The sequence below is a fragment of the Hymenobacter latericoloratus genome (assembly GCF_014199535.1).
Lineage (GTDB): Bacteria > Bacteroidota > Bacteroidia > Cytophagales > Hymenobacteraceae > Hymenobacter > Hymenobacter latericoloratus.
The window spans coordinates 551,821-573,949 of record NZ_JACHNV010000002.1 but is presented as its reverse complement, the minus strand read 5'-3'; the positions used below and the strand labels follow the sequence as shown (position 1 = coordinate 573,949).

Below are 22,129 nucleotides of genomic sequence, written 5' to 3'. Positions count from 1 at the left end.
TCCAACCTCTATCACCCCTGTTAATTCGTGGCGCGCTAGGCCTTATTGAGGCATTTTTTTAACTTACGCCATAATTATTTTCACGAGTTCTATTTTCTAATACAAATATTAATCAATATAATTACATAAAATTAGAACATACAAGACTCATAGTCGTACTATGCCGTACGGTGTGAGTTGAGAAGTTTGGTAAGGTTGTACTGCTCTAGCTACTGCCTTGTGCGCATCCCTTGACACTGTACTTTCGTTACCCTGGCCCTGCGGCCGAACATACCTAATTACCTCACTCATAGCCATATTTCGACTACTGAAATAGCTGGCTACCCCATTTGCTCTCCTGAAGCGCGCCCGCCGTCCGCTTCGCTCCCGCTCTGCTGCCCCAGCACCATCAGGCCTCAGCCCGCTGGCAGCCCTCTCTCCCTCTACTCCCACCCGGCCACCTCGGCCAGCCTCCTGGGGCTGCCGGAGGGCTTTTTGGTGCGTCGGTACCGGGCTACTTCCTGTGCTCGGCTCCCGGAAGCCCAATTTTTTATCCGATTAGCAGCATCAAATTCAGCTGACCCTGACACTTTCTACTCACCATAACTTCTGGCACTTATGGTCTTCCCCAAGAAACAACTCCTCATCATTGATGATGAGCCCTCTATCCGGCTGATTCTGGAGCACTACTTTTCCACGGAGTACGATGTGGTGGTTACCTCCAACGGGCAGGAAGCCCTGAACTGGCTGCAGAAAGGTCACCAGGCCGACGCCATTGTGGCCGACTACGAGATGCCGCAGATGGACGGGCTGGAGTTTCTCAAGCGCCTGCGGGCCCACGCCTCCCACGCGGCTACGCCCCTGCTCATGCTGTCGGTGGCCGACGAGAGCAGCAAGAAAATCCAGTGCCTGCGGCAGGGCGCCGACGACTACATCGTGAAGCCCTTTAACCCGGAAGAGCTGGAAATCAGAATCAAGAATGTGCTCAACCGCGTGCGGGCCTAGGGCCTTTCTCCTGTGCCGCCTACCCGACCTGTACTACCTAAAATTCCCGATCTGTATTGGTCCAAGACTACCAACACTTTCTGGCTATGAACGCTACCGCTCCCAACCTCTATCCTTCCAGTAGTGCCCCTCAACCGTTGCTCCCCGGCGGCTGGCAGCTCACACACCGCCCCCTCCGGAAACCGAGAGCCGTGCGCCCCCGGGGCCGCGTCATGCGCATGCCGGTGGCCAAGCGCCTCTTCGATATCGTTTTCTCCTCCCTGATTCTGTTGGCCCTGCTACCCCTGTTTCTGGTGGTAGCCCTGCTGATTAAGCTCGAATCGAAGGGGCCGGTGCTGTACTACTCCTACCGCGTGGGTACGGGTTACCGCAAGTTCCGCTTCTGGAAATTCCGCTCCATGCGCCCCGACGCGGATCAGCTGCTGGCATCCATGAAAAACCAGAACCAGTACCAGGCCGCCTCCCCCGAGGATGCGGCCGTGGAGCCGGGCATCTGCGCCTGCGGCCACGAGGGCGGGGCCTGCCAGAGCCACCTGATTGACCAGCACGGCAACCTGATTTGTGAGAAGCACTACTACCAAACCAAAAAGGCGCGGGAGGAGGCCACTTTTATCAAAATTGCCAACGACCCGCGCATCACCCGCATCGGCATGTTTATCCGCAACACCAGCATCGACGAGCTGCCCCAGCTCTTCAACGTGCTCCGCGGCGACATGTCGCTGGTGGGCAACCGCCCCCTACCCCTCTACGAGGCCGAAAAGCTCACCACCGACCAGTTTGCTACCCGCTTTCTGGCCCCGGCCGGCATTACGGGCCTGTGGCAGGTAAGCAAGCGCGGCAAGGGCGGCGACATGTCGGCGGAGGAGCGCAAGGCCCTGGATGTGGAATACGCCACCAACTACTCCTTCCGCAAGGACCTGCAGATTCTGCTGAAAACCTTCCCGGCTTTGCTGCAAAAGGAAAACGTCTGATGAAAATTGCTTTCTACTCACTGGTTATTGCCCTGGCGGCCGCGCCCCTGCTCGGCCGGGGGCAGCAGGTAGCCGGGCCGCCGCCCCCCCCTACCCTGCCCTGGGAAGAGCGTTTTTTTAAGTCCCCCGAAGCGGTGCTGCCCATCCTGTACCAGGCCGCCATCAGCCACTCGGCGGGGCTGGAAAAGCTGGAGCTGGCCAAGCAGGTAGCAAACGAGGACATTCGGCTGGCCCGCAAGAAAATCCTGAACTCGGTGGCTCTGGGCTCCAGCTACAACTACGGCACCCTGCCCTACTTTGCCACCAATGGCTCCACGGAGCGGGTGCAGCAGCTGAATGCCTTTGCCCTGGGAGCCCGGGCCCAGTACAACGTGGGCCTGAATGTGATGGTGCCCCTGGAGCAGCTTTCCAGCCGCCGGGCCACCATTCATAAGCAGGAGCTGCTTCTGCAGCAGGCCACCGCCGAGCGGGCCGTAGGCGAAACTGAAGTGCGCCGCCAGGTGATTCTGCTGTATCAGGAACTGGCCCTGGCCCGCACCAACCTACAGCACTACCAGAACGCCGTACAAACAGCGGGCATCAGCAAGAAGCTGGCCGACAGCAAATTCCGCAGCGGCGAAATGCCCGTGGACGAGCAGATGGCCGCTACCGAGCTGCACAACAAGGCCCTGCTGGCCCAGGAAGAAGCCCGCAACAAATACCAGACGGCCCTGCTGCTGCTGGAAGATCTGCTGGGCACGCCCCTCCACCTCTTAATGAATGGCCGATGACCCTGAAAGACCTCTACCGGCTGCTGCGCCGCCACTGGCTGCTGCTCTTGCTGGTGCCGCTGGCTACCTGCGTTTCCATTTATTTCTTCGGCCGTAACCGCGACAAGAAGTACACTTCCGATACGGTTATCTACACCGGCATTGCCTCGGGCTACAAGATTGACGGCGACAACAACGCGGCCGGGGGGGGCTGGAACGCCGCTTCCACGGCCTTCGACAACCTGCTTTCCCTGATTAACTCCCGCGAAACGCGCGAGGAAGTGGGCCTGCGCCTGCTGGCCCTGCACCTGCAGGAGCGCAAGGCCAGCGGAGCCGCTGCCGCCGTAAAAACCCAGCAAGCCTCTACCGCCCCCACTGGCCTGCTGGCTTCGGTGCAGCGCGTGCTGATGCCCTCCAAGCTTAACGCCGCCGATGAGCATATGCTCGACTCGCTGGCCGCTACGCTGGGCGGCAGCACGGCCGATGAAACCCTGGCCCACCTCACGGCGGCCTACAAAATCAACAACACCAACGCCATTTACCGGCTGCTGTACTCCAAGCACCCCTACTACTCGGAGGTGGCTATGTGGAATATTTCGGCCAACCGTATCAAGGACAGCGACCTGCTCAAGATTGAGTACACCTCCAAGAATCCGCAGGTGTGCCGCGAAACCCTGGATATTCTGACCCAGGTGTTTATCCGCAAGCACAAGGAGCTGTTTGTGGGCCAGAACGCCAACGTCATCGGCTACTTTGATGAGGCGACCCAGAAGGCCTACGCCAAGCTGCAGGCCGCCGAGAAAAAGCTGCTGGCCTTTCACCAGGCCCACAACATCGTCGACTACGATAAGCAGATTATTTCCTCCACCGAAGAGCGCCAGCTCACGGCCGACAAGCTCAACGAGCTGGAAATGCAGTACGCCGGGGCCAGCTCGGCCCTGAAATCGACGCAGGCTTCCCTGGGCCGGCGGGGCGTATCGAACCTGAAAAGCCAGGAAATTCTGCGCCTGAGCAACCGCCTGGCCGAGCTGAACGAGCAGCTTTCGGAAGCTGAGCTGCTGACCAAAAGCGCCAACACGCCCGAGGGGGCAGCCCGCGTGGCCAGCCTGCGCCAGCAGGCCGCCAGCGTGAGCAGCAGCCTGGATGCCGCTACCACCAGCTACGACGCCGACTCCCGCTCGGTGCAGGGGGTAGCCGTGAAGGACCTGCTGCAGGACTACAGCAAAAACGCCCTGCAGGTAGAAGACCTGCGCGGGCAGCTCAGCTCCATGCGGCAACAGAAAAACAGCGTGGCCAGCCAGTACAACAGCCTGGTGCCGCTGGGCGCTGAAATCCGCAAAATCCGCCGGGAGGTGGAAATTGCCGAGAAGGAGTACATGTCGCAGGTAGAGGGGCTGAAGCAAAGCAAACTCTCCCAGCAGAACGTGGAGCTGGCTTCGCAGCTGAAGGTGGTGGACCCGCCCAACCTGCCGGCCACGGCTGGCGGTACCCGCCTGCTGGTGCTGCTGCTGGGCGGCCTGATCGGGTCGTTTCTGTTCACGGGCGCCGGCCTGGTAGCGGCTGATCTGCTCAACAACTCCCTGCAGAAACCGGCCCTGGCGACCAAGGTGACTAGCTTTCCGGTGATGGGCATCATCCCGAGCACGACCAACCTGAACCAGAAGCAGCTGCTGGACGCCCAACGGGCCGAAGACCAGCTGGCGCGGCAGCTGCTGCTGAAAATGCACCAGAAGGACGACTCCGGCAAGCCCTTCATGATTGGGGTCCTGAGCAGCCAGAGCGGCGAGGGCAAAACTACCCTCAGCACTTCCCTGACGGCCAGCCTCAACAACATGAAAATCAAGACGCTGGGCCTGTTTCCGAACGACCACGCCGTGCACGTCTGGATGGAGGGGCACACGGCCTACTACTCGCCCCTGCAGGGCCTCTCGCAGGGCGTGACGGTGGCCGACCTGGCCGGGACACGGGCCTACAACAACGCCGTGATTATTGTGGAGTTTCCGGCGCTGCTGGAAGCCACCTACCCCGCCTCCCTGCTCCAAAGCCTCGACCTGATTCTGGTAGCCGTGAAGGCCACCCGCAGCTGGGAGCAGGCCGACAAGAAGATTTTCGAGAACATCAAGAACGTGACCCGGGCCCCGATTGAGGTGGTGCTGAACGGAGTGCTGCCCGAGTACGTGACGGATTTCATCGGGGCCCGCGTGAAAGCTGGCACCGGCAAGAAAGCCGGCCTACCCCCGCGTCCGCTCCAGGGCCTGCTCAATCCCTAGCCCAACTTCCTCCGAAAAGCCAGGCCCGACCACAAAGTCCGGCAAGTGGCTTTCCACGTCAGCAGCCTTTCCTGCTCCAGCCACCAGCTACCCCCTACCTGCTTTTCCCTCATGAGCCAATTTGCCCCAGTTCCTACCCTAAAAACCCGCGGGATGCAGATTCTGCTGGCGGTGCTGGCGGCTGTGGTAGTGGGCTGGGGCACGGCCCAGGCGGGTTTGCTGGTGCCGGCCCTGCTGATTGTGCTGGCCGTGGTGGTGCCGTTTGTCATCATCTTGTTCACTACCCCGCGGGTAGGCATCATCGCCCTGCTCTGCTACTGCTTTCTGTTCTTTATCATTGACCGGGAAGTGGGCGGGGCGCCGTTTGGGCTGGCTATTGATGGGTTGCTGGTGACTACGGCCGTGGCGGTGCTGGTGCAGCACCGCCGCTTCGACTGGAGCTACCTCCGCAACGACCTGATGCTGCTGACGCTGTTCTGGTTCGGGGTGAACATTCTGGAGCTGGGCAACCCCTCGGGGGCCAGTGTGATGGGGTGGGTACAGGAGTTCCGGAGCGCCTCGTTCTACTGGCTCCTGACGGTGCCGCTGGCCCTGCTGCTGTTCAACCAGAAAAAAGACCTGAACCTGTTTCTGGTTTTGCTGATTGGGCTGTCGTTGCTGGGCACGCTCAACGGGCTCAAGCAGCTCTACATCGGCCTCTCGCCGGGCGAGCAGCACTTTCTGGACGTGGGCAACGCCAAAACCCACCTGCTCTGGGGCAAGCTGCGCGTGTTTTCCTTCTACAGCGACGCCGGCCAGTTTGGGGCTTCGCAGGCCCATATTGCCCTAATTGCCCTGATTCTGGGGTTCGGGCCGTTTAAGAAGTGGCAGAAAATGCTGCTGCTGCTGGCGGCCGGCCTGCTGATTACGGGCATGTTTATTTCCGGCACCCGGGGGGCGCTGTTTGCCTTGCTGGTGGGCATTGGGGTAGCCCTGCTGATCAGCAAGAACATCAAGGCCCTGGTGGTAGGCTCGGTGCTGGCCCTCTCGGCCCTGTATGTGCTGAAGTACACCAAAATCGGGGACAGCAACTACAACGTGTACCGCATGCGCACGGCCCTCGACCCGCAGGACGCCTCCCTGAACGTGCGCCTCAACAACCAGCTGGTGCTGCGCAACTACCTCGATTCGCACCCGTTTGGGGGCGGCGTGGGCACCATTGGTACCTGGGGCATTAAGTATAACCCAGGCAGCTACCTCTCCACCATTCCGCCCGACAGCTACTGGGTGAAGGTGTGGGTGATGTACGGCATTGTGGGCTTTATCATCTGGTTTGGCATCATGCTCTACATCGTGGGCAAGGGGTGCGGCATCGTCTGGAACATCCGGGACCCCAGGCTGCGCGTGAAGCTGAACGCCCTGACGGCGGGCGCGGCGGGCATCCTGTTCTGCAGCTACGGCAACGAGGTCATCAACTTCATGCCCTCGGCCATCATCGTGTACATCTCCTGGGCTTTCATTTTCCTGGGTCCCAAGCTCGACTCTGATCCGAAACCCCTTCAACCCTGACCAGCTTATGGCCACGCCTCTGGTATCCATTATTTCGATCAACTACAACCAGGCCCGCGTTACCTGCGAGATGGTGGCTTCCCTGCGCCAGCTTACGTACCCGGCCGTGGAAATTATTGTGGTGGACAACGCCTCCCCCGCCGACGACCCCGGCCTGATTACGGAGCAGTTCCCGGAGGTGCAGCTCATCCGCTCCCCCCAGAACCTGGGCTTCGCGGGCGGCAACAACCTGGGTATCCGGCAGGCCAGGGGCAAGTACATTCTGTTCCTGAACAACGACACGGAGGTAGCGCCCGGCTTTCTGGAGCCCCTGGTCGAGCTGTTCGAGCAAAACCCGGAGGCCGGCATTGCCTCGCCCAAAATCATCTTTCACGGCTCAAACGGTATTATTCAGTACGCCGGCTCCCGGGGCATTAATACCTGGACGGGCCGCAGCGTGACCATTGGGCACCTGGAGCCCGACTACGGCCAGCACAACACCTCCGGCCCCACCCAACTAGCCGACGGCGCCGCCATGATGGTGCCCCGCCGCGTGATTGACGAGGTGGGCCTGATGCCGGAAGTGTACTTCCTGTACTACGAGGAGCTGGACTACTGCGAAATCATTAAGCGCTGGGGCTACACCTGCCACTACGTCGCTGAATCGACGATTTACCACAAAGAGTCGATGTCGGTGGGCAAGGCCTCGGTGCTGAAAACCTACTACATGAACCGCAACCGCCTGCTGTTCATCCGCCGCAACTTCACGGGCTGGTCGCGCTGGACGAGTACCTGCGTGTTTCTGCTGGCGGCCCTGCCCAAAAAGGCCGTGTCGTTTTCGTGGCGCTCCGAGTGGAGCCACCTGCGGGCCCTGGGGCGCGGGCTGTGGTGGAATCTGCAGCACCTGGCGGGTCCCTCTTCTGCTACTTCCTAACCGCGCGCTATGTCCCTTATTACTCTCTTTTTTGATGGCCTGCTGTGGGCACTGGGTATTTACCTGGCCCTGAACTGTGCGTATCTGCTGTTTTTCGCCCTGGCCGGCCATTTCCGGCAGCCCCGGGTAGCGGCTCCGGCCCAGTCGAACCAGGCCGGCCGCCCTGCCCGCGCCGTGTGTGTACTGATTCCGGCCTACCGCGAAAACTCCGTGATTCTGGAAACCACCCGCGCCGCCCTGCGCCACACGTACAGCGGGCCTCATACCGTATGCGTTATTGCCGACGGCCTGCAGCCGACCACCGTGGAGGCCCTGCGCAACTTGGGCGCCCAGGTGCTGGAAGTGCACTTTGAGCGCAGCACCAAGGGCAAGGCCCTGCTTTACGCCCTGGAAAACCTGCCCCGGCACCGCTACCAGGTAGCCATGGTGCTGGACGTGGACAACCTCATGGGCCGGGGCTGCCTGGAAGCCGTGAACCAGGCCTTCGAGGCGGGCTACCAGGTAGTGCAGGCCCACCGCACCGCCAAAAACACCGATTCGGCTTTTGCCCTGCTCGATGCCTGCAACGAGGAAATCAACAACCACATCTACCGCAAGGGGCACTTTGCCGTGGGCCTCTCGGCGGCCCTCATCGGCTCGGGCATGGCCTTCGAGTTTGGCTACCTGCGCCAGCTGCTGCAGGGCATTGGCGAAACGGTGGGCGAAGACAAGGAGCTGGATTTCCGCATTGCCCGCGACCAGGAGAAAATCTGCTACCTCAACAGCGTGTTCGTGTACGATGAGAAGGTAGAGAATGCGCAGGTATTTACCCAGCAGCGCAGCCGCTGGCTGGCCTCGCAGTTGGAGTTCCTGAAGAAGTACGCCGCCGAAGGCGTGGAGCAGCTCCTGGACCACGACAACTTCGAGTTCTTCAACAAGGTAGTGCAGGCCTTTCTGGTCCCGCGCGTGCTGCTGATTGGAGTGTTGGGGGTGCTGTTGGTAGGGTCGGCGGGCCTGAGCCTGGTGTTGCCCGTGGGGCCCTCGCCCCTGTTCTGGGGCGGCTTACTGGCGGTGCTGGCCGCCACGCTGCTGATTTCCCTGCCGGGCCGCCTCTACAACCGGCAGCTCTTTGCGGCCGTGGTACGCCTGCCCTACGCCTTGCTGTGCATGGTGCTGGCCCTGCTGCGCATCAACCGCTCCAAAACGGCTTTCCTGGCTACTCCGCACCGGGTGCAGGCCCTCGATGCCTCCATTGAGCACTAACCTACCCGCGCCTTATGCCCTTCGAAATCATTGCCCTACCCGCCGCGGCCTGTCTGATCTTCGGCTTCATCCGGGGTCTGCGGGCCGGCCGCCAGCAGTCCTGATATGGCCGCCCCGGTCCGACGGGCGGAGCCCGTCCGACCGGTTGCCGTTCGCGCCATCTGCACAAGTCGGCTGCCTACCCCCTTCACCGGCCCAACCCTTTACCGCAACAAGCGTCAGCACGAAGCCTGCCCGGTCGGACGGGCTGTGCCCGTCCGACCGGGCAGGCGGCAGCCTAGCCTCTCCTTACTCCGCTACTCAGTTACTCCCTTAAGAATGAGCAACTTCCTACTCTACCTTTTCTGGGCGGCCTTTGCCGTGGCGTTTTACACCTACGTGGGCTACGGCCTGGTGGCCTGGGCCCTGGCCTGCCTGGCCCGGCTGGTGCGCCCGGCCCGCCCCCTGGCTTTCTTCGAGCCCGAGGTTACGCTGGTGGTGCCCGCCTACAACGAGGCCGATATTCTCGATGACAAAGTAGCCAACTGCCTGGCGCTGAGCTACCCCCGCCAGAAGCTGCGGCTCCTGTTTATTACCGATGGCTCCACTGATAACTCCGGGGAGGTGCTGGCCCGCTACCCTGAGGTGGAGCACCTGCACTCTCCCTTCCGCGGGGGCAAGTCGCTGGCCGAGAACCGGGCCATGGAGTTTGTGCGCACCCCCTACGTCATCTTCACCGACTGCAACTCTTTTCTGAACCCCGAAGCGGTGCGCGAGCTGGTAAAGCACTACCAGGACCCGCTGGTGGGGGCCGTATCGGGCGAGAAAAAGGTGCTGGCCCACGCCTCGGCCTCCGGGGCCGGCGAGGGGCTGTACTGGAAGTACGAGTCGTTTCTGAAGCGCTGCGACTCTCAGATTTACTCCCTGATGGGGGCCGCCGGGGAGCTGGTGTCGTTCCGCTCCAACCTGTTTCAGCCCCTGGAAAAGGATACCATCCTCGACGACTTTATTCAGTCTCTGCGCATTGTGGAGAAGGGCTACCGGGTGGTGTACGAGCCGGCCGCCTACGCCGCCGAAGCGCCTTCGGCCTCTCTGGCCGAGGAAATGAAGCGCAAAATCCGCATCTGCGCCGGCGGCTGGCAGTCGATGGTGCGGCTACGCTCCCTGCTGAACCCATTGCGGCAGCCCCTGGTGACGTTCCTGTACGTCTCGCACCGGGTGCTGCGCTGGAGCGTTACGCCGGTGGCGCTGGCCCTGCTGCTCGTGCTGGGCGCCGTGCTGGCGGGGCTGCAGGGGGGTTTCTACGCCCTGTTTTTTGCCGGTCAGGTGCTGTTCTACGGGCTGGCCTACCTGGGCTGGCTGGCTGAAAGCCGGGGCCGCAGCCCCAAGCTGCTGCTGGTGCCGCTCTACTTTACCATCATGAACCTGGCGGTGTTTGCCGGCTTCCGGCGCTACCTGCGCGGCACCCAGCCCGCCGCCTGGGAGAAAGCCGCCCGCAATCAGCCGCTGGAAGGCAACCTGAGCATCCCGAAGGCCTGAGCGCCGCGCCCTGTCCCTACCCCCACCCGCCTGTTTGGTAGCCCTTCACCCAACTTTCCCGGCGATGAGAATAGCCCACCTGATTATGGCGCATAAGGGGCCGGAGCAAGTAGCCCGGCTGGTAACGGCCATGGCCCACGAGGGCTTCGACTTTTACATTCATCTGGATGCCAAGGCCGACCGCCGGGAGTTTGCGTTCCTGGAGGCTCTGCCCGGCGTGCGCCTCACCACCACCCGCCTGTTCGTGCGCTGGGCCTCCTACCGCTTTACCAAGGCCATTCTGGAGTGCACCCGCGAAATTCTGGCCACCGGCATTGCCTACGACTTCATCAACCTGATGAGCGCACAGGACTACCCCATCAAGCCGGCTGAAACCATTTACCGCTTCTTTGCCCGCAACCTGGGCCGCTCGTTTCTCTCGTTTGAATCGAGTGAGGAAGACTCGGAGTGGTGGGCCCACGCTATTACCCGCGTGGAGAAGTACCACTCCACTTATTTCCACTTCAAGGGGCAGTACTTTTTGCAGTCCACCCTGAACTGGCTGCTGCCCAAGCGCAAGTTTCCGCTGCCCTACACCCTGTACGGCGGCAAGGATGGCTCCTGGTGGACCATCAGCCGCCCCTGCGCCCAGTACCTGGTTGATTTCGTGGATGATAACCCTACCCTGCGGCGCTTCACGATGTTTACCTGGGGCTCCGATGAGTTTCTGATTTCGACCATTCTGATGAACTCGCCCTTCCGCGCTACTATCGTGAACGACAACTACCGCTACATCGACTGGAGCCGGGGCGGGGCCAACCCCAAGGTGCTCACCTCCGACGACTTCGAGAGCCTGCGCACCAGCTACAAGCTGTTCGCCCGCAAGTTTGACCCCACCGTGGATGCCACCGTGCTCAACCGCGTGGACGAGGTGCTGCTGGCGGCCCCGCTGCAGCCCGTTTCCTGATGCCTGCCCTTTTGTTTTCGCCTACCCCCACTTCTCTTCTGATGCAAAACCCCATACACGGCCGTGATATTGTAGTGGTAGGGCAGCAGCCCTGGGACACCGAAATTGGCAGCAACTGCAAGAATATTGCCCTGGAGTTTGCCCGCCACAACCGGGTGCTCTACGTAAACTCGCCCCTGGACCGCAACACCGTGCTCAAGCACCGCCACGAGGCCTGGGTGCAGCGCCGGCTGCGGGTTACCAAGGGCGAGGAGCAGGCCCTGGCCGTTGCGGGCGAAAACCTGTGGGTGCTCACCCCTAACTGCATGGTGGAATCTATCAACTGGCTGCCGCCCTCGCCGGTGTACACCGTGCTCAACAAGCTGAACAACCGGCGCTTCGCGGCTTCTATCCGGAGCGGCAGCCAGGCCCTGGGCTTCGAGGACTTCATCCTGTTTAACGACAACGACATCTTCCGGAGCTTCTACCTGAAAGAGCTGCTCCGGCCCGCCGTGAGCGTGTACTACTCCCGCGACTATATGCTGGCCGTGGACTACTGGCGCAAGCACGGCCGCCGCCTGGAGCCCCAGCTCATTGCCAAAACCGATGTGTGCGTGGCTAACTCCAGCTACCTGGCCTCGTACTGCCAGCGCTATAACCCCCGCTCCTACTACGTGGGCCAGGGCTGCGACGTGGCCCCTACCCCCACCACCGCTACCAAAGCCGCTACTCCTGCTGATTTGGCTGGCCTCCCGGGCCCCCTGATTGGCTACGTGGGGGCTTTGGTAAGTTTACGCCTCGATTTGCAACTGCTCCAGGCCCTGGCCGAGCAGCGCCCCCACTGGAGCCTGGTGCTGGTGGGCCCCGAGGACGACGAATTCCGGGCCAGCGCCCTGCACCAGCTGCCCAACGTGCACTTCCTGGGCCCGAAGGCGCCGGAGGAGCTGCCGGCCTACATCCGGGAGTTTGCCGTGTGCCTCAACCCCCAGCTGGTCAACGACATGACCATTGGCAACTACCCCCGCAAGATTGACGAGTACCTGGCCCTGGGCCGGCCCGTGGTAGCCACCCGCACCCAGGCCATGGACATCTTTGCCGGGCACACCTACCTGGCCGACGCCGCAACCGACTACGTGCCCCTGATTGAGCAGGCCCTGCGCGAAGACTCCGCCGAGCGGCAGCAGGAGCGCGCTGCCTTTGCCGCCACCCACACCTGGGCCAACAGCGTGGGGCAGATTTACCAGGCCATCCGCACGGTTTCGCCGGCCTTGGCTGCCGGTCCGGCGGCCGCGCTGGCCCCTGCCTGAGCTACCGCGCACTCCCCTTCCCGCCGCTCCTGCCGCCTACCCCACTCCCACCGTAATTTCCTGCCGCCTGATGCTCGCAGTCTTTAAAAACCGACATGTTTTGTCCCTGACGGGCAACGGGGTCATGGCCGTGTTCAGCATCCTGACCTACAGCATTCTGTACCGGTTTCTGCCCGAAGCCGACATGGGGAACTGGGTGTTCTTTCAGTTTGCTTTTCTGCTGCTGGATACCTTCCGGACCGGGCTGCTGCAAACGCCCCTGATTAAGTTTTACGCCGGCGCCGACCTGGCCCGCCAAACCACCGTGGCCGGTTCCTCCTGGTTTATCGGCCTGCTCGTGACGGGCTTCTTTGTGCTGCTCAACCTGGCCTGCCTGCCCCTGGCGCCATACACCACCGATGCCGGCGTACTGCTGCTGCTCAGCTACTTCGGCCTGAGCCTGGTCGTGACGCTGCCCTTTAACGTGGCCGTGTGGCTGCTGCAGGCCGAGCAGCGCTTTGATGCCATCCTCGCCATCCGGCTGCTCAACCAGGGCTCTTTTATTCTGCTGACCGTGCTGCTGTACGCGCTGGGCAACATCAGTCTGCCGGGCATTGTATACTCGTTTCTGGCCAGCTCCCTGCTCACCAGCGTGGTGGCCCTGGTAATGGGCTGGGCCCGGCTGGGGGCGCTGCGCCACAAAACGGCAGCCTGCGTGCGGGAGGTATTCCACTTCGGCAAGTACAGCTTCGGCACGTTTCTGTGCGCTACCCTGCTGCGCAGCTCCGATACCTTCATCATTAAGTTTATGCTGGGCCCGGCCGCCCTGGCCGTGTACAACCTGCCCCAGCGCCTGCTCGAAATCATTGAGATTCCGCTGCGCAGCGGCCTGGCCACGGCCATGCCCGATATGTCGGCGGCCGTGAACCGCAAGCGTCACGACGAGGTAGCCCACACCCTCAAGAAGTACGCCGGCTCCCTAACCCTGCTCTTCATCCCGATAACGGTGGGGGTGCTGATTTTCGCCGATGTGATTGTGCTGCTGATTGGGGGGCAGAAGTACGTGCACACGGAGGCGGCCAACCTCTACCGCATCATGATTGTGTGCGCCCTGCTGTTTCCTATTGAGCGGTTTCTGGGCGTTACCCTCGACATCACCAACAAGCCCCAGCTCAACCTGATAAAAGTGCTCATTGCCCTGGCCATCAATACCACGGCCGATATCCTTTGCATCAAGTTCACGGGCAGCATTTACGGGGCGGCCGTGGCCTCGGCCTTCACGCTGGTCGCCAGCCTGGGCTACGGCTACTGGGTGCTCAACAAATACCTGCCCCTGCACTACCAGGACACCTTCCCGCTGGCCCTGGCCGAGTTCCGCAGCCGCCTGGATCTGCTGTTCCAGAAAGTAAAGCTGATTACCAACCGGAATCCTACGCTATGAAGAACTTCGTCGTCCTCTCCTACGGCCGGAGAAACGAGTATCAACGGGCCGTTTTTGCGGTGTTGAGCTTCTGGGCGTGGTATGGTGGCGATAAGGCGGAAGTACAGACAATCATTTATACCGATAACCCGGATTATTTCCGGCCCTACCTGGCCGGGCTGCCGGTGCAGTACGAGCTGCTGACCCCGGGGCGGCTAACGCATATGCGGGGCGCGGCGCAGTACCTGCACCGGGTAAAGGCCGTTATTCTGGAGCACGTGTTTGCCGTATTTCCGGCGCATGATGTGCTGTATGCCGATACAGACACATTTTTCACCACCGATCCAGCTGGCCTGCTGGCGCGACTAGCCCCCGGCACCAGCTTCATGCACCAACCCGAGTACCGGTTGCAGGACGCCGTACGGGTATTTGCCGCCTTTGGTCAGCAACAGTACCCGGAGCGGTTTCTGGAGCTGCTGGAAAGCGCCGTGTTTGAGGTAGCCGGGCAGCCCGCCCGGTTCTATTCCCGCCAGGTAGCCTGGAACTCGGGCGTGCTGGCCCTAAGCCACCAGCAGGCTTCGCTGCCCCCCGACATCCGGCAGGTAATGGACACTTTTTTCGAGCACACGGCTTGGTTTGTCAGCGAGCAGCTGGCCTTTTCCCTGGTGCTGCAACACCAAACCCAACTGCTGAGCGCCCGGCCCGTTGTGTGCCACTATTGGGGGCGCCGCCAGAAGCGCCTGATGGATGAGCAGCTGTCTATTCTGCTGCGCGAAAACTTCACGCAGTCGTTGCTGGCGGAGCGGCTGCAGTGCGTGCAACACCTGACGCTCCAGTGGCAGCGGCAGGTAGAAGTGGACCGCCTGCGCGAAGGCTCGCTCTACGCCTTCGCTAACCGTCAGCCCAGGGCCGGCATTAAGTACGCCCTCAAATCCCTGTTCAAAGCGCCGTTCAGCCGCTATTTTGTGCGCCGCCTGCTGGCGATGGGCCGCCGGACGTTCTACAAAACCGCCTAAGCTTGGCCGCGCCCCGGCCTGCTACCCCTAAAAACGGGTCGGGCCAGCAGCCTGAGCTACCTCAGACTGCTGGCCCGACCCGGAAGGGAGCGGTTGCCGGGCTTCTACCTACTACTCTGCCAGCACCACCCGCTGGTTCAGCACGGCCGCAGGGGTAGTGAGCCGCACCAGGTACACGCCCGTAGGGAGGCCGTGCGCCGGCAGCGCAAGACGCTGGGTGGCGCCAGCTTCCACAGCACCGGCAAACAGCTGGCGCACCAGTCGCCCTTGCATATCATACACGGCTATGCTGGCGTGGCCGGCAGTCTGGAGCCGAAAGGTTATTTCGCTGGCGGTGGTAAACGGGTTCGGGGCGACGGTAAAGGTTTCGGTTTGCGGGGCAGCGGCGGCCGGGCCGGTGCCCCGCAGGGCGCTATTGGCCGTGGCGGCCAGACCGGCGCCACTGCCGGCGTACGGCGATAACCGGCTGCCCGGAATGGGCCCCTCCAGAGTACCGTCGGGCAGCTGCCAGGCCACGGCCAGGTGGTCGTCGCCGCCCTGCTCCTTGTGCAAGGCCTCCACGTAGTAGCGCCGCCCGGCCGTAAGCGTCACCGCCGCCGATTTCTGGCTGGCATACTTGTTCCACTCACGGACGTTGGTGTGGCCGGTTACCGCAGCAATGCGCACTTTCTGCGTCGGGTCATCGGTGGGGCTCAGCCACAGTTCGCAGTTATCGTCGCCGGCAATCCAGAAGGTGTAAGCCCCGGTTTGGGGCGGGCAGAGGTAGCCGCGGAGGCGGGCACCGTAGTTATCGGTTAGGTTGCGGGGGCTTTCAAACTGGGTCAGTTGGCTGGTGCTGGCGGGCGCCGCCAGCACCGGAATAGCTGCCACGGCTGCACCGCCTACGTTGTTCCACTGCTCCCGCAGGATGGTGCCGGTGGCCGAGCAGGTAGCGGGCGAAGTGGCGGGCGGCGGCGTGCTGCCAACCGTGCTGCCGGCGGCCGGCACCACAAACAGCGGCGTCTCGGTCAGTAGCAGGCTCAGCTGCCCGTTGCTCAGGTTCACGCGCTGCACGGCCAGGGCGTTGCCGCTGGTGGGGCGGTACACGTCGGCGTAGGCGGCGGTGCCCAGGTTGAGGGTGTACTGCACCGTGCGACCCTTCTCATCGGGCACTACCAGGGCGTAGGCCTGCTGCCCATTCAGCTCGTAGCGGTCCACTACGGGGTTAGTGCTCAGGCTTTCTTTAAAGGCGTACTCGCCCAGCAGCTGGTTGGCCTGGGTGAGGTAGCGGGTAGCCAGGCGGGGGGTACGGTCGGCGTTGAGCAGGCCCATGGTGGCAAACTGCGTGGCGCTGCCGGGGTTATCGTCGTAGAGCTGATACAAGAACACGCGCTCCACGCCGTAGCGTGGGTAGAGCAGGGCCGTGCGCAGAATCCAGTCGGCCTGGGTTTCCTGCACCGAGCGCCCCCCAATGGCAATGGCCTTAAAGGGGCTGCCCTGGTTGGTATCGAAGCCGGTTTCCGTAATCCAGACGGGCATGCTGCCGCAGTACTGGCGCGCCATCTGCACGAAGCTGCGCGCTACCGGCGCGGCATCGGACACCTCGGGGGCGGCGCCGCGGGTGGAGTTGCCGCCCTGGGAAGTGCCGGCGTCGTTGGAGTAGTTGTGGTAGTTGATGATGTCCCAGCACAGGTTTACGCTGCCATCGGGGCGGTAGCCGCGGTTCTGGCGGCACCACTCCACCATGCCTTTCACGTACTCGGGGTCGGGCTTGGCCAGGCCGGCCATTACCACCTGCATGGTGGGGTCGGCGTTTTTCACCCCAATACCGGGGCCCAGGGTGTTCTTGTGCCCGTCGTAAAAAGCCGAGAGGTTGGCGGCATACTGAGCCGGCGTCTGGTAGGCTTTGGCTCCCTTCCACCACTTGTCCCGCTCGTTGTCGCACTCCATGTACTTGATCAGGTTCAGGCCAATCTTCACCTCATTGATGCCGTCGCCGGGCCAGCGGGGGGTAGCGTTAACGGTTACCAGGCTGCGGGGCACGCCGGGGTTGTTGCCGTAGCGGGCAGCAAACTGAAAGGCCATGCGGGCCTGCTCGCGGTAGGAAGCGGGTTTGCTGAAGTCGGCGCCACCGCGCACGGGCACGTTCTCATGGTCGCGCTGGTCGGCGGGCCAGGTGTTCAGCAGCCAGCCCGGCAGGGTTTTGATGCAGGCCAGCACCTCAATACCCTCGGCCTTGAGGCGCTGGTACATGGCATCGTAGTTCCAGCCGCCGCTGTGGGTAGGGTTAAAGGTGTAGCTACCCTCCGAGGACTCCAGCCGCTCCCAGTCGAGGTAGTGGCGCATGCCGGTGAAGTTTTTCATGCCCGCCAACCGGGTGGCCTCTACCTCCCAGGGCTTGTTGGGGTCTTCCAAATCCCACTCAAAGGCATTAACGCCCAAGGATTGCTTGAACTTGATGGGCCGCGGACCCGAGGCCAGGGTAGTGGGCGTAGTGGGCACCGGGGTAGTAACTGGCGCTGCCTGTACGGTCAGGGTCTGGCTGACGCTGGCCGCGGCCAGGTAAGCGGCGTTGCCGGCCTGCGCGGCCGTAATGGTAGTGGTACCGGCCCCCACCACGGTGGCCTGCCACTGCCCACCGGCGTTGGAAACCGTAGCCACGGCCGTATTGGACGAGGCAAACGTGATGGGCGTGGCTGTGTTGTTGCTGGTGGCGCTGAGGCCGAACGGAGCGTCGCCCACGGTTTTCGCCGGCAGCGCCCCGAAGCTGATAGTCGCCTGCGTCTGGCCGGGCGCGGGGTTTGGCGCGGGGGTAGCCGTGGCACCACCCGCATACCCGTACACCTGAATTTTTTGGGGAATGTTGTTGCAGTATTTGCGCACGATGATGGCATCGGCAGCTACTGGCAACGTGGTTTTCAGCTCCACCCACTGCTGGTAAAGCGCCCCGGTGAAGGTGCCCAACAGGGTGCGCTGGGTGCCGTTGAGGGCGTAGATGGAGGCCGGATTATCGGCAAAGGAACCCTCGAAATCGTAGAGGCGCACGCGGGTGATGTTGGTGCGCTGGGCCAGGGACAGGGTCACGTCGATGTACTGAAAGTTGGCGGGCTCCCAATGGTTGCTGACCAGTCTGCTGAGGTCGTCGGTGAGCCAGGGCGAGTAGTCCTGGCCGGTGTTCAGGCTGGGGCTGATGGCGGTGATGCTTACGCGCGTTTCACTTTGAGCCCGGGCCACGTACGTTGTCAGGAAAAAACACACGGCAAAGGCCAGCAGCGCCATCCATCCAGAAAATTTCGCCATTTCGAAAGAGGTTTGGTGAAGGTGCGGGTAGCCGTGCGGCATGGGGCCGGTTGCTACCCTGTTGTGGTGAGCCAGCCCCGCCTGAAACGGAGCTGATGGTGAGGGTACTGGTGCGCAGACAAGGTGATAGTACCTGCTGTGGCAGGCACAAACGGTGGTTCTTCTCTTCTCCTGTGGGCCTCTCTCCAAGCCAAACAGCCGCCATACTGCTGCTATTTCACTGGGGCAGGGTCCCCTGCTCTCCCGCCGGGGGAAGCTCCGCGTTTGCCGCCTGAATGGGCCCGCAAACTGTATCCTGACTCTTACTTGCTACCCCGCTACCCCGGCCGTATGGGCCAGAGGCGGGGCACTTCTCCAGTTGCTTTGCGTGGGCCAACGGTTACGCGGCCCGGTATCCTCCTGCTTCTAACGGTACACGCCTTCCTGCGCCCGGCTCCTCTGACCGGCATTCAAATTTCGTAAAAAATGCAATTCACAAATAACCACACCATCATAAATGACTGATACAAGGCAATTTTGTTGATATTTATAAATACAATAGCAAAATAATACAAAAACAATGATATCTCATTCCTACTCGTCTGCGTAGGGTATTCAATCTAAGATTTCTGTTTTTAAGCGTTGGCGCCGCCCTGTTACTTGCGGGGCCTCGCCGGTCGGGGGGCGGCAGCCAGCTGCAGGCCGGTAGGCTCCAGCAGGGTAAAGAAGGCCGGGGCACCGTCCAGCAGCACCTCGCGGCCGGGCAGGCGCGTACTTACCTCCGAGCTGCCAGCGTCCCAGGCTCGCCGCTCGATGGCCGCCACGCGCCACTCGGGCGGGAAGCTGTAGCGGGCCGTGGCGGTTTCCTGCTGATCGAGCTGGGTTTTGGCCCACAGCACGTACTGATACTGGTCGGCGCGGCGAAAAGCCGCCCCTTCCACCTCATCGGGGAGCTGGAGGGCGGCAGTGCGGGCGGCATCGTAGCGCCAGCCGGCCAGCAGCCCGGCAGTGGTCTTGAAGCCTTGCCCCAACTGAGTCAGCTTTTCGCGGCCGGGAAGGTCGCGGTTCATGTTTTCGTACATGCCCATGAGCTTGAACTCATCGGCGGAGGAAACCCCGGACGGCTCCGGGGGCGCGTCGGCGGCCTCGGCTACGCTGTAGAAATGCACCTGCCGGATGCCGTTCTTCTGGGCCGCCACCAGGGCCTTGATGCCGAAGTTGCGCTGCATCTCATCTGAGCTATAGCGCCACTCGGCCGTGCGCCGACTGATGTTGGTTTCCGTGATGATGAAGTGCTTTTCGGGGTAGGTTTCGCCGTTGAAGCCGTGCTTGCGGAGCACGGCTTCGAACCGGGCTTTGTGGCGCAGTAGCTGGGCCGCGGCATTGTCGGAGTTGCGCTGGTAGTTGAAGCCGGTGTGCAGCAGGTTGCGGCGGCGCAGGTAGTACGACGGATAGACGTGGTAGTCCACCACATCGAAGTAAGCGCCGCCCCGGGCCGGGTACTGGGCCGTTACGGCGCCGCCCTGGGGGTTATCGGTGAAGCGCAGCAGGGCATCGAGGTACTCGGCGTAGCCCAGGCCGCCGGGCGTTACGTAGTCCTCGGGGCAGTATTTTTTTACTACCTCCCAGGTAATGCGCAAGGTCCGGATGTAGTGGTAGATGGGGGCCAGCGTGTTGGTGGTTTCGGCCGGGTTGGGCGCCCGGTCCAGCCACTCCTTGTTGCTGACGTTGGTAATGAAATCGGGCTCGTTTACTACCTCCCAGAAGCGAATGTGCTTGCCGTAGGTTTGGGTAAGCCGGTAGATGTAGGCGGCGTAGTAGTTGCACGGATTTACGGTGCTGTCGGGCAGCCAGATGGGCTCGTAGAGGTTGGCAAACAGCTTGGAGGGCTCCCGGCAGCCGGGGTACACGGTTTTGTCGCGGTGCTCGGCCGAGGGCTCCCCCACAAAGCATACCAGCTCGCGCAGGCCCAGGTTGGTGGTGTGGTGCCGGAAGGCTGCCCGCCGGGCCTGCCACTCCCACTTAGCCAGAAACTGCTCGGGCAAGGTTACCCGGATGGTCTGGCCTCCGGCCCGGCTGATGGCCGAGGCCAGCTGCTCATCGTTCCAGCCGCTGCCGTAGTAGCCCATGTTGCAGCCGTAGCCAAAATCGGCGGTGTAGGGGCGCACGTAGCTTTCGGCCGTGTGCGGGGTGCGCGGGGCAGCAGGATGCTGGGGCCCGGTGCAGGTACTGACGGGCGCGGCCAACCCCAGCAGCGCCGCCCCCACTACCAGCTGGCTGCCCACGCGGGCAAAGCGTATCATGCGTTTCATAGGACAGCTTTCAAGGGTGACCGGTACTTGAAAGGCGAAGGTGCGGCAGGGTTTGCTTGCGGAGCAGTCCACAAACCACCTCGTTGATTATCAGCACCACACCGATAACCTGATCCAGACAAGGAAATGAGCTTTGGGAGCCAGACGGGTGGGGGTCAGACCAGGAGGAGCGGCAGCAAGTACAGTATTCCCAAGGTGGCAAGTGAACCTGCCAGGCTAAGGTAGGAAAGAAAATTTATAGTATTGATTGAATTAATACAAATACCCTACTTCTGCACGTTAAGGATTTGCTACCCCTGCTGAGTCTGCCAACCTGGGTCAGGGCCAGCATACGTTGTGTTCAGTCGTTATACTTACTTTAACGAGAATCTACTGTCATGCTATTACCCCCTACCCCCCGCCACCGCCTAAGCCCCTTACTACTCCCGCCAGGTTTAGTGGCGCTGGCGTGGCTGCTGTTGCTGGGATGCGTGGCGCTGCCGCGGATACATTCACGACATCGGCTCAGTGTGTTGGAAATTGCAATGTGGTCTAAGAGGATATGCTCCCAAGAGGAGAACACCTTTGTCGAGCAAATGCGCAATTCTCCGCCATGTTTGCCGCTTACTGCACTAGAGAAATTTAGACCATGGTATACTTTCTCTTTTGTTGGCCAGACATTGCCCGACTATTTCACAGTCCAAAACATCCGTATTGTCACGCGACAATTTGAGCATGAGCCGAACCTGGATAGGGGGATGCGGGTGCAGTTTGCGCCCGGTTCTAACTATACCAGCTTCATTCAGCTGTATGATCGGCTCAGTGAAGTGAAAGCTGGCAAGCACTGGCTCGATATAACTCACGAGCCTACTACATTTTACACCTATACCGAGAAGCCACTAATTGAAGCAGAAAATCAAAACGCGGACATTGAAATATGGCGGTGCGGCTGTTGTGATGCATACGTCTCACCAACAACATTCATAGGTAATTTAGAAGCACTTTTCCGTTTTCTCACAGAGGCTTTTCTCTCCCCCGACTGGCGTAACACTTGGCTGCTCCTGCTACTCATAAGCTTACTCTCGGGGTGGCGGGTGGTGCGGCAGTGGCGGCGGGGGGCTGCTCAGAACATAGGCGCTTAGGGAATCCGGCGGGGCAGAACTACGTTTATAGTTTCTATGCCTGCCCTACCCCCCGATCTGCGCAAAGCCCTCCTGGGCCTGCCGCAAAAAGAAAAAGACCAACTCCTGACCCGCCTGGTTTCCCAGGATGCCGTCCTGACGGAGCAGCTGGCCTTCCGCCTGCTGGAAGGCGACGACGCCCTGGAAGTGCGCCGCCAGCGCCTGCAGCAGCAGGTAGATGACCCCGTGCGCGGCTTCCACCAAACCCCCAACGACCTACTTCATATTGTGCGGCAGCTGCAGCAGCGCCTCACCTACCACTGCAAAATCACGGGCGATACCCAGGGCGAAATCGAGCTGACCCTGCGCCTGCTCACCAACGTGCTGCGCCACCAGCCCGAGGCCACCGGCCGCCTGCACGGCCCCACCCAGCCCCTGCTGCAGCACCTGGCCCGCCGCACCGCCGAAGTCATTAAATCCATTCAAAAGCTTCACGAAGACTACCACGTAGAGTTTGCGCCCGCCCTGAACGAGCTGCTGGTGTTGCTCTACGCCTCGGCCGCCGCGCCCCTGGCCCGCGAGCTGGGCATTCCGCGGGAGTGGTGAGGTGGTGGTGA

At 61.8% G+C, this 22,129-nt stretch carries 16 protein-coding genes; 14 read left to right on the top strand and 2 right to left on the bottom strand.

The genetic code is table 11. The annotated features are described in order from the left end of the window. Positions 1-597 precede the first annotated feature (597 nt). From GGU46_RS08190 to GGU46_RS08135, 12 genes are all read left to right on the top strand, one after another. On the top strand, positions 598-984 hold the full coding sequence (locus tag GGU46_RS08190; protein WP_183403055.1) for a response regulator transcription factor: 387 nt from the start codon (positions 598-600) through the stop codon (positions 982-984). An 86-nt stretch (positions 985-1,070) separates the two neighbouring features. Further along, positions 1,071-1,955 carry a sugar transferase gene (locus GGU46_RS08185; RefSeq protein WP_183403054.1) on the top strand — a complete coding sequence of 295 codons (885 nt, stop codon included), beginning with the start codon at positions 1,071-1,073 and terminating at the stop codon, positions 1,953-1,955. After that, positions 1,955-2,725, top strand: a complete 771-nt coding sequence (locus GGU46_RS08180; protein ID WP_183403053.1) for a TolC family protein — start codon at positions 1,955-1,957, stop codon at positions 2,723-2,725. Before GGU46_RS08185 ends, GGU46_RS08180 begins: the two co-directional genes overlap by 1 nt. Continuing rightward, positions 2,722-4,974, top strand: coding sequence for a GumC family protein (locus GGU46_RS08175; protein ID WP_183403052.1), 2,253 nt, complete (start codon positions 2,722-2,724; stop codon positions 4,972-4,974). Before GGU46_RS08180 ends, GGU46_RS08175 begins: the two co-directional genes overlap by 4 nt. Positions 4,975-5,085: 111 nt before the next feature. Continuing rightward, entirely contained in the window at positions 5,086-6,522 is a 1,437-nt protein-coding gene (locus GGU46_RS08170) for an O-antigen ligase family protein (RefSeq protein WP_183403051.1), read from the top strand. A 7-nt stretch (positions 6,523-6,529) separates the two neighbouring features. Further along, a complete protein-coding gene (locus GGU46_RS08165) occupies positions 6,530-7,435 on the top strand; it encodes a glycosyltransferase family 2 protein (RefSeq protein ID WP_183403050.1) in 906 nt (301 codons plus the stop codon). Positions 7,436-7,444: 9 nt separating this feature from the next. Beyond that, the gene (locus tag GGU46_RS08160) at positions 7,445-8,677 is read left to right on the top strand and encodes a glycosyltransferase family 2 protein (RefSeq protein WP_183403049.1); all 1,233 of its coding nucleotides are present in this window, start codon (positions 7,445-7,447) and stop codon (positions 8,675-8,677) included. Positions 8,678-8,995: 318 nt separating this feature from the next. Next, the gene (locus GGU46_RS08155; RefSeq protein ID WP_183403048.1) at positions 8,996-10,195 is read left to right on the top strand and encodes a glycosyltransferase family 2 protein; all 1,200 of its coding nucleotides are present in this window, start codon (positions 8,996-8,998) and stop codon (positions 10,193-10,195) included. 64 nt (positions 10,196-10,259) lie between these two features. Next, complete coding sequence (locus GGU46_RS08150) at positions 10,260-11,141, top strand: beta-1,6-N-acetylglucosaminyltransferase (protein ID WP_183403047.1); 882 nt, start codon at positions 10,260-10,262, stop codon at positions 11,139-11,141. A 41-nt stretch (positions 11,142-11,182) separates the two neighbouring features. Further along, a complete protein-coding gene (locus GGU46_RS08145; RefSeq protein WP_183403046.1) occupies positions 11,183-12,427 on the top strand; it encodes a glycosyltransferase in 1,245 nt (414 codons plus the stop codon). 70 nt (positions 12,428-12,497) lie between these two features. After that, the gene (locus tag GGU46_RS08140; protein WP_183403045.1) at positions 12,498-13,847 is read left to right on the top strand and encodes a lipopolysaccharide biosynthesis protein; all 1,350 of its coding nucleotides are present in this window, start codon (positions 12,498-12,500) and stop codon (positions 13,845-13,847) included. Next, positions 13,844-14,842, top strand: coding sequence for a hypothetical protein (locus tag GGU46_RS08135; RefSeq protein WP_183403044.1), 999 nt, complete (start codon positions 13,844-13,846; stop codon positions 14,840-14,842). Before GGU46_RS08140 ends, GGU46_RS08135 begins: the two co-directional genes overlap by 4 nt. 111 nt (positions 14,843-14,953) lie before the next feature. Here the strand turns inward: GGU46_RS08135 and GGU46_RS08130 are convergent, their stop codons facing one another. Both GGU46_RS08130 and GGU46_RS08125 read right to left on the bottom strand, forming a co-directional pair. Continuing rightward, positions 14,954-18,121 carry a T9SS type A sorting domain-containing protein gene (locus GGU46_RS08130; protein ID WP_183403043.1) on the bottom strand — a complete coding sequence of 1,056 codons (3,168 nt, stop codon included), beginning with the start codon at positions 18,119-18,121 and terminating at the stop codon, positions 14,954-14,956. 635 nt (positions 18,122-18,756) lie between these two features. Beyond that, positions 18,757-20,412 (bottom strand): hypothetical protein, encoded by a 1,656-nt coding sequence (locus tag GGU46_RS08125; protein ID WP_183403042.1) that lies wholly within the window; start codon positions 20,410-20,412, stop codon positions 18,757-18,759. Between the two features lie 575 nt (positions 20,413-20,987). On the opposite strand from GGU46_RS08125, the gene GGU46_RS08120 reads away from it, so the two are divergent. Continuing rightward, complete coding sequence (locus GGU46_RS08120; protein ID WP_183403041.1) at positions 20,988-21,533, top strand: hypothetical protein; 546 nt, start codon at positions 20,988-20,990, stop codon at positions 21,531-21,533. A gap of 36 nt (positions 21,534-21,569) precedes the next feature. After that, positions 21,570-22,118, top strand: coding sequence for a hypothetical protein (locus tag GGU46_RS08115; RefSeq protein ID WP_183403040.1), 549 nt, complete (start codon positions 21,570-21,572; stop codon positions 22,116-22,118). Positions 22,119-22,129: the final 11 nt, after the last annotated feature.

Coding starts and splice junctions, on each gene's coding strand:
- GGU46_RS08180 (WP_183403053.1), top strand. CDS start 1,955: ATGAAAATTGCTTTCTACTCACTGGTTATTGCCCTGGCGGCCGCGCCC.
- GGU46_RS08150 (WP_183403047.1), top strand. CDS start 10,260: ATGAGAATAGCCCACCTGATTATGGCGCATAAGGGGCCGGAGCAAGTA.
- GGU46_RS08145 (WP_183403046.1), top strand. CDS start 11,183: ATGCAAAACCCCATACACGGCCGTGATATTGTAGTGGTAGGGCAGCAG.
- GGU46_RS08130 (WP_183403043.1), bottom strand. CDS start 18,121: ATGGCGAAATTTTCTGGATGGATGGCGCTGCTGGCCTTTGCCGTGTGT.
- GGU46_RS08140 (WP_183403045.1), top strand. CDS start 12,498: ATGCTCGCAGTCTTTAAAAACCGACATGTTTTGTCCCTGACGGGCAAC.
- GGU46_RS08165 (WP_183403050.1), top strand. CDS start 6,530: ATGGCCACGCCTCTGGTATCCATTATTTCGATCAACTACAACCAGGCC.
- GGU46_RS08135 (WP_183403044.1), top strand. CDS start 13,844: ATGAAGAACTTCGTCGTCCTCTCCTACGGCCGGAGAAACGAGTATCAA.
- GGU46_RS08160 (WP_183403049.1), top strand. CDS start 7,445: ATGTCCCTTATTACTCTCTTTTTTGATGGCCTGCTGTGGGCACTGGGT.
- GGU46_RS08185 (WP_183403054.1), top strand. CDS start 1,071: ATGAACGCTACCGCTCCCAACCTCTATCCTTCCAGTAGTGCCCCTCAA.
- GGU46_RS08190 (WP_183403055.1), top strand. CDS start 598: ATGGTCTTCCCCAAGAAACAACTCCTCATCATTGATGATGAGCCCTCT.
- GGU46_RS08170 (WP_183403051.1), top strand. CDS start 5,086: ATGAGCCAATTTGCCCCAGTTCCTACCCTAAAAACCCGCGGGATGCAG.
- GGU46_RS08125 (WP_183403042.1), bottom strand. CDS start 20,412: ATGAAACGCATGATACGCTTTGCCCGCGTGGGCAGCCAGCTGGTAGTG.
- GGU46_RS08120 (WP_183403041.1), top strand. CDS start 20,988: ATGCGCAATTCTCCGCCATGTTTGCCGCTTACTGCACTAGAGAAATTT.
- GGU46_RS08175 (WP_183403052.1), top strand. CDS start 2,722: ATGACCCTGAAAGACCTCTACCGGCTGCTGCGCCGCCACTGGCTGCTG.
- GGU46_RS08155 (WP_183403048.1), top strand. CDS start 8,996: ATGAGCAACTTCCTACTCTACCTTTTCTGGGCGGCCTTTGCCGTGGCG.
- GGU46_RS08115 (WP_183403040.1), top strand. CDS start 21,570: ATGCCTGCCCTACCCCCCGATCTGCGCAAAGCCCTCCTGGGCCTGCCG.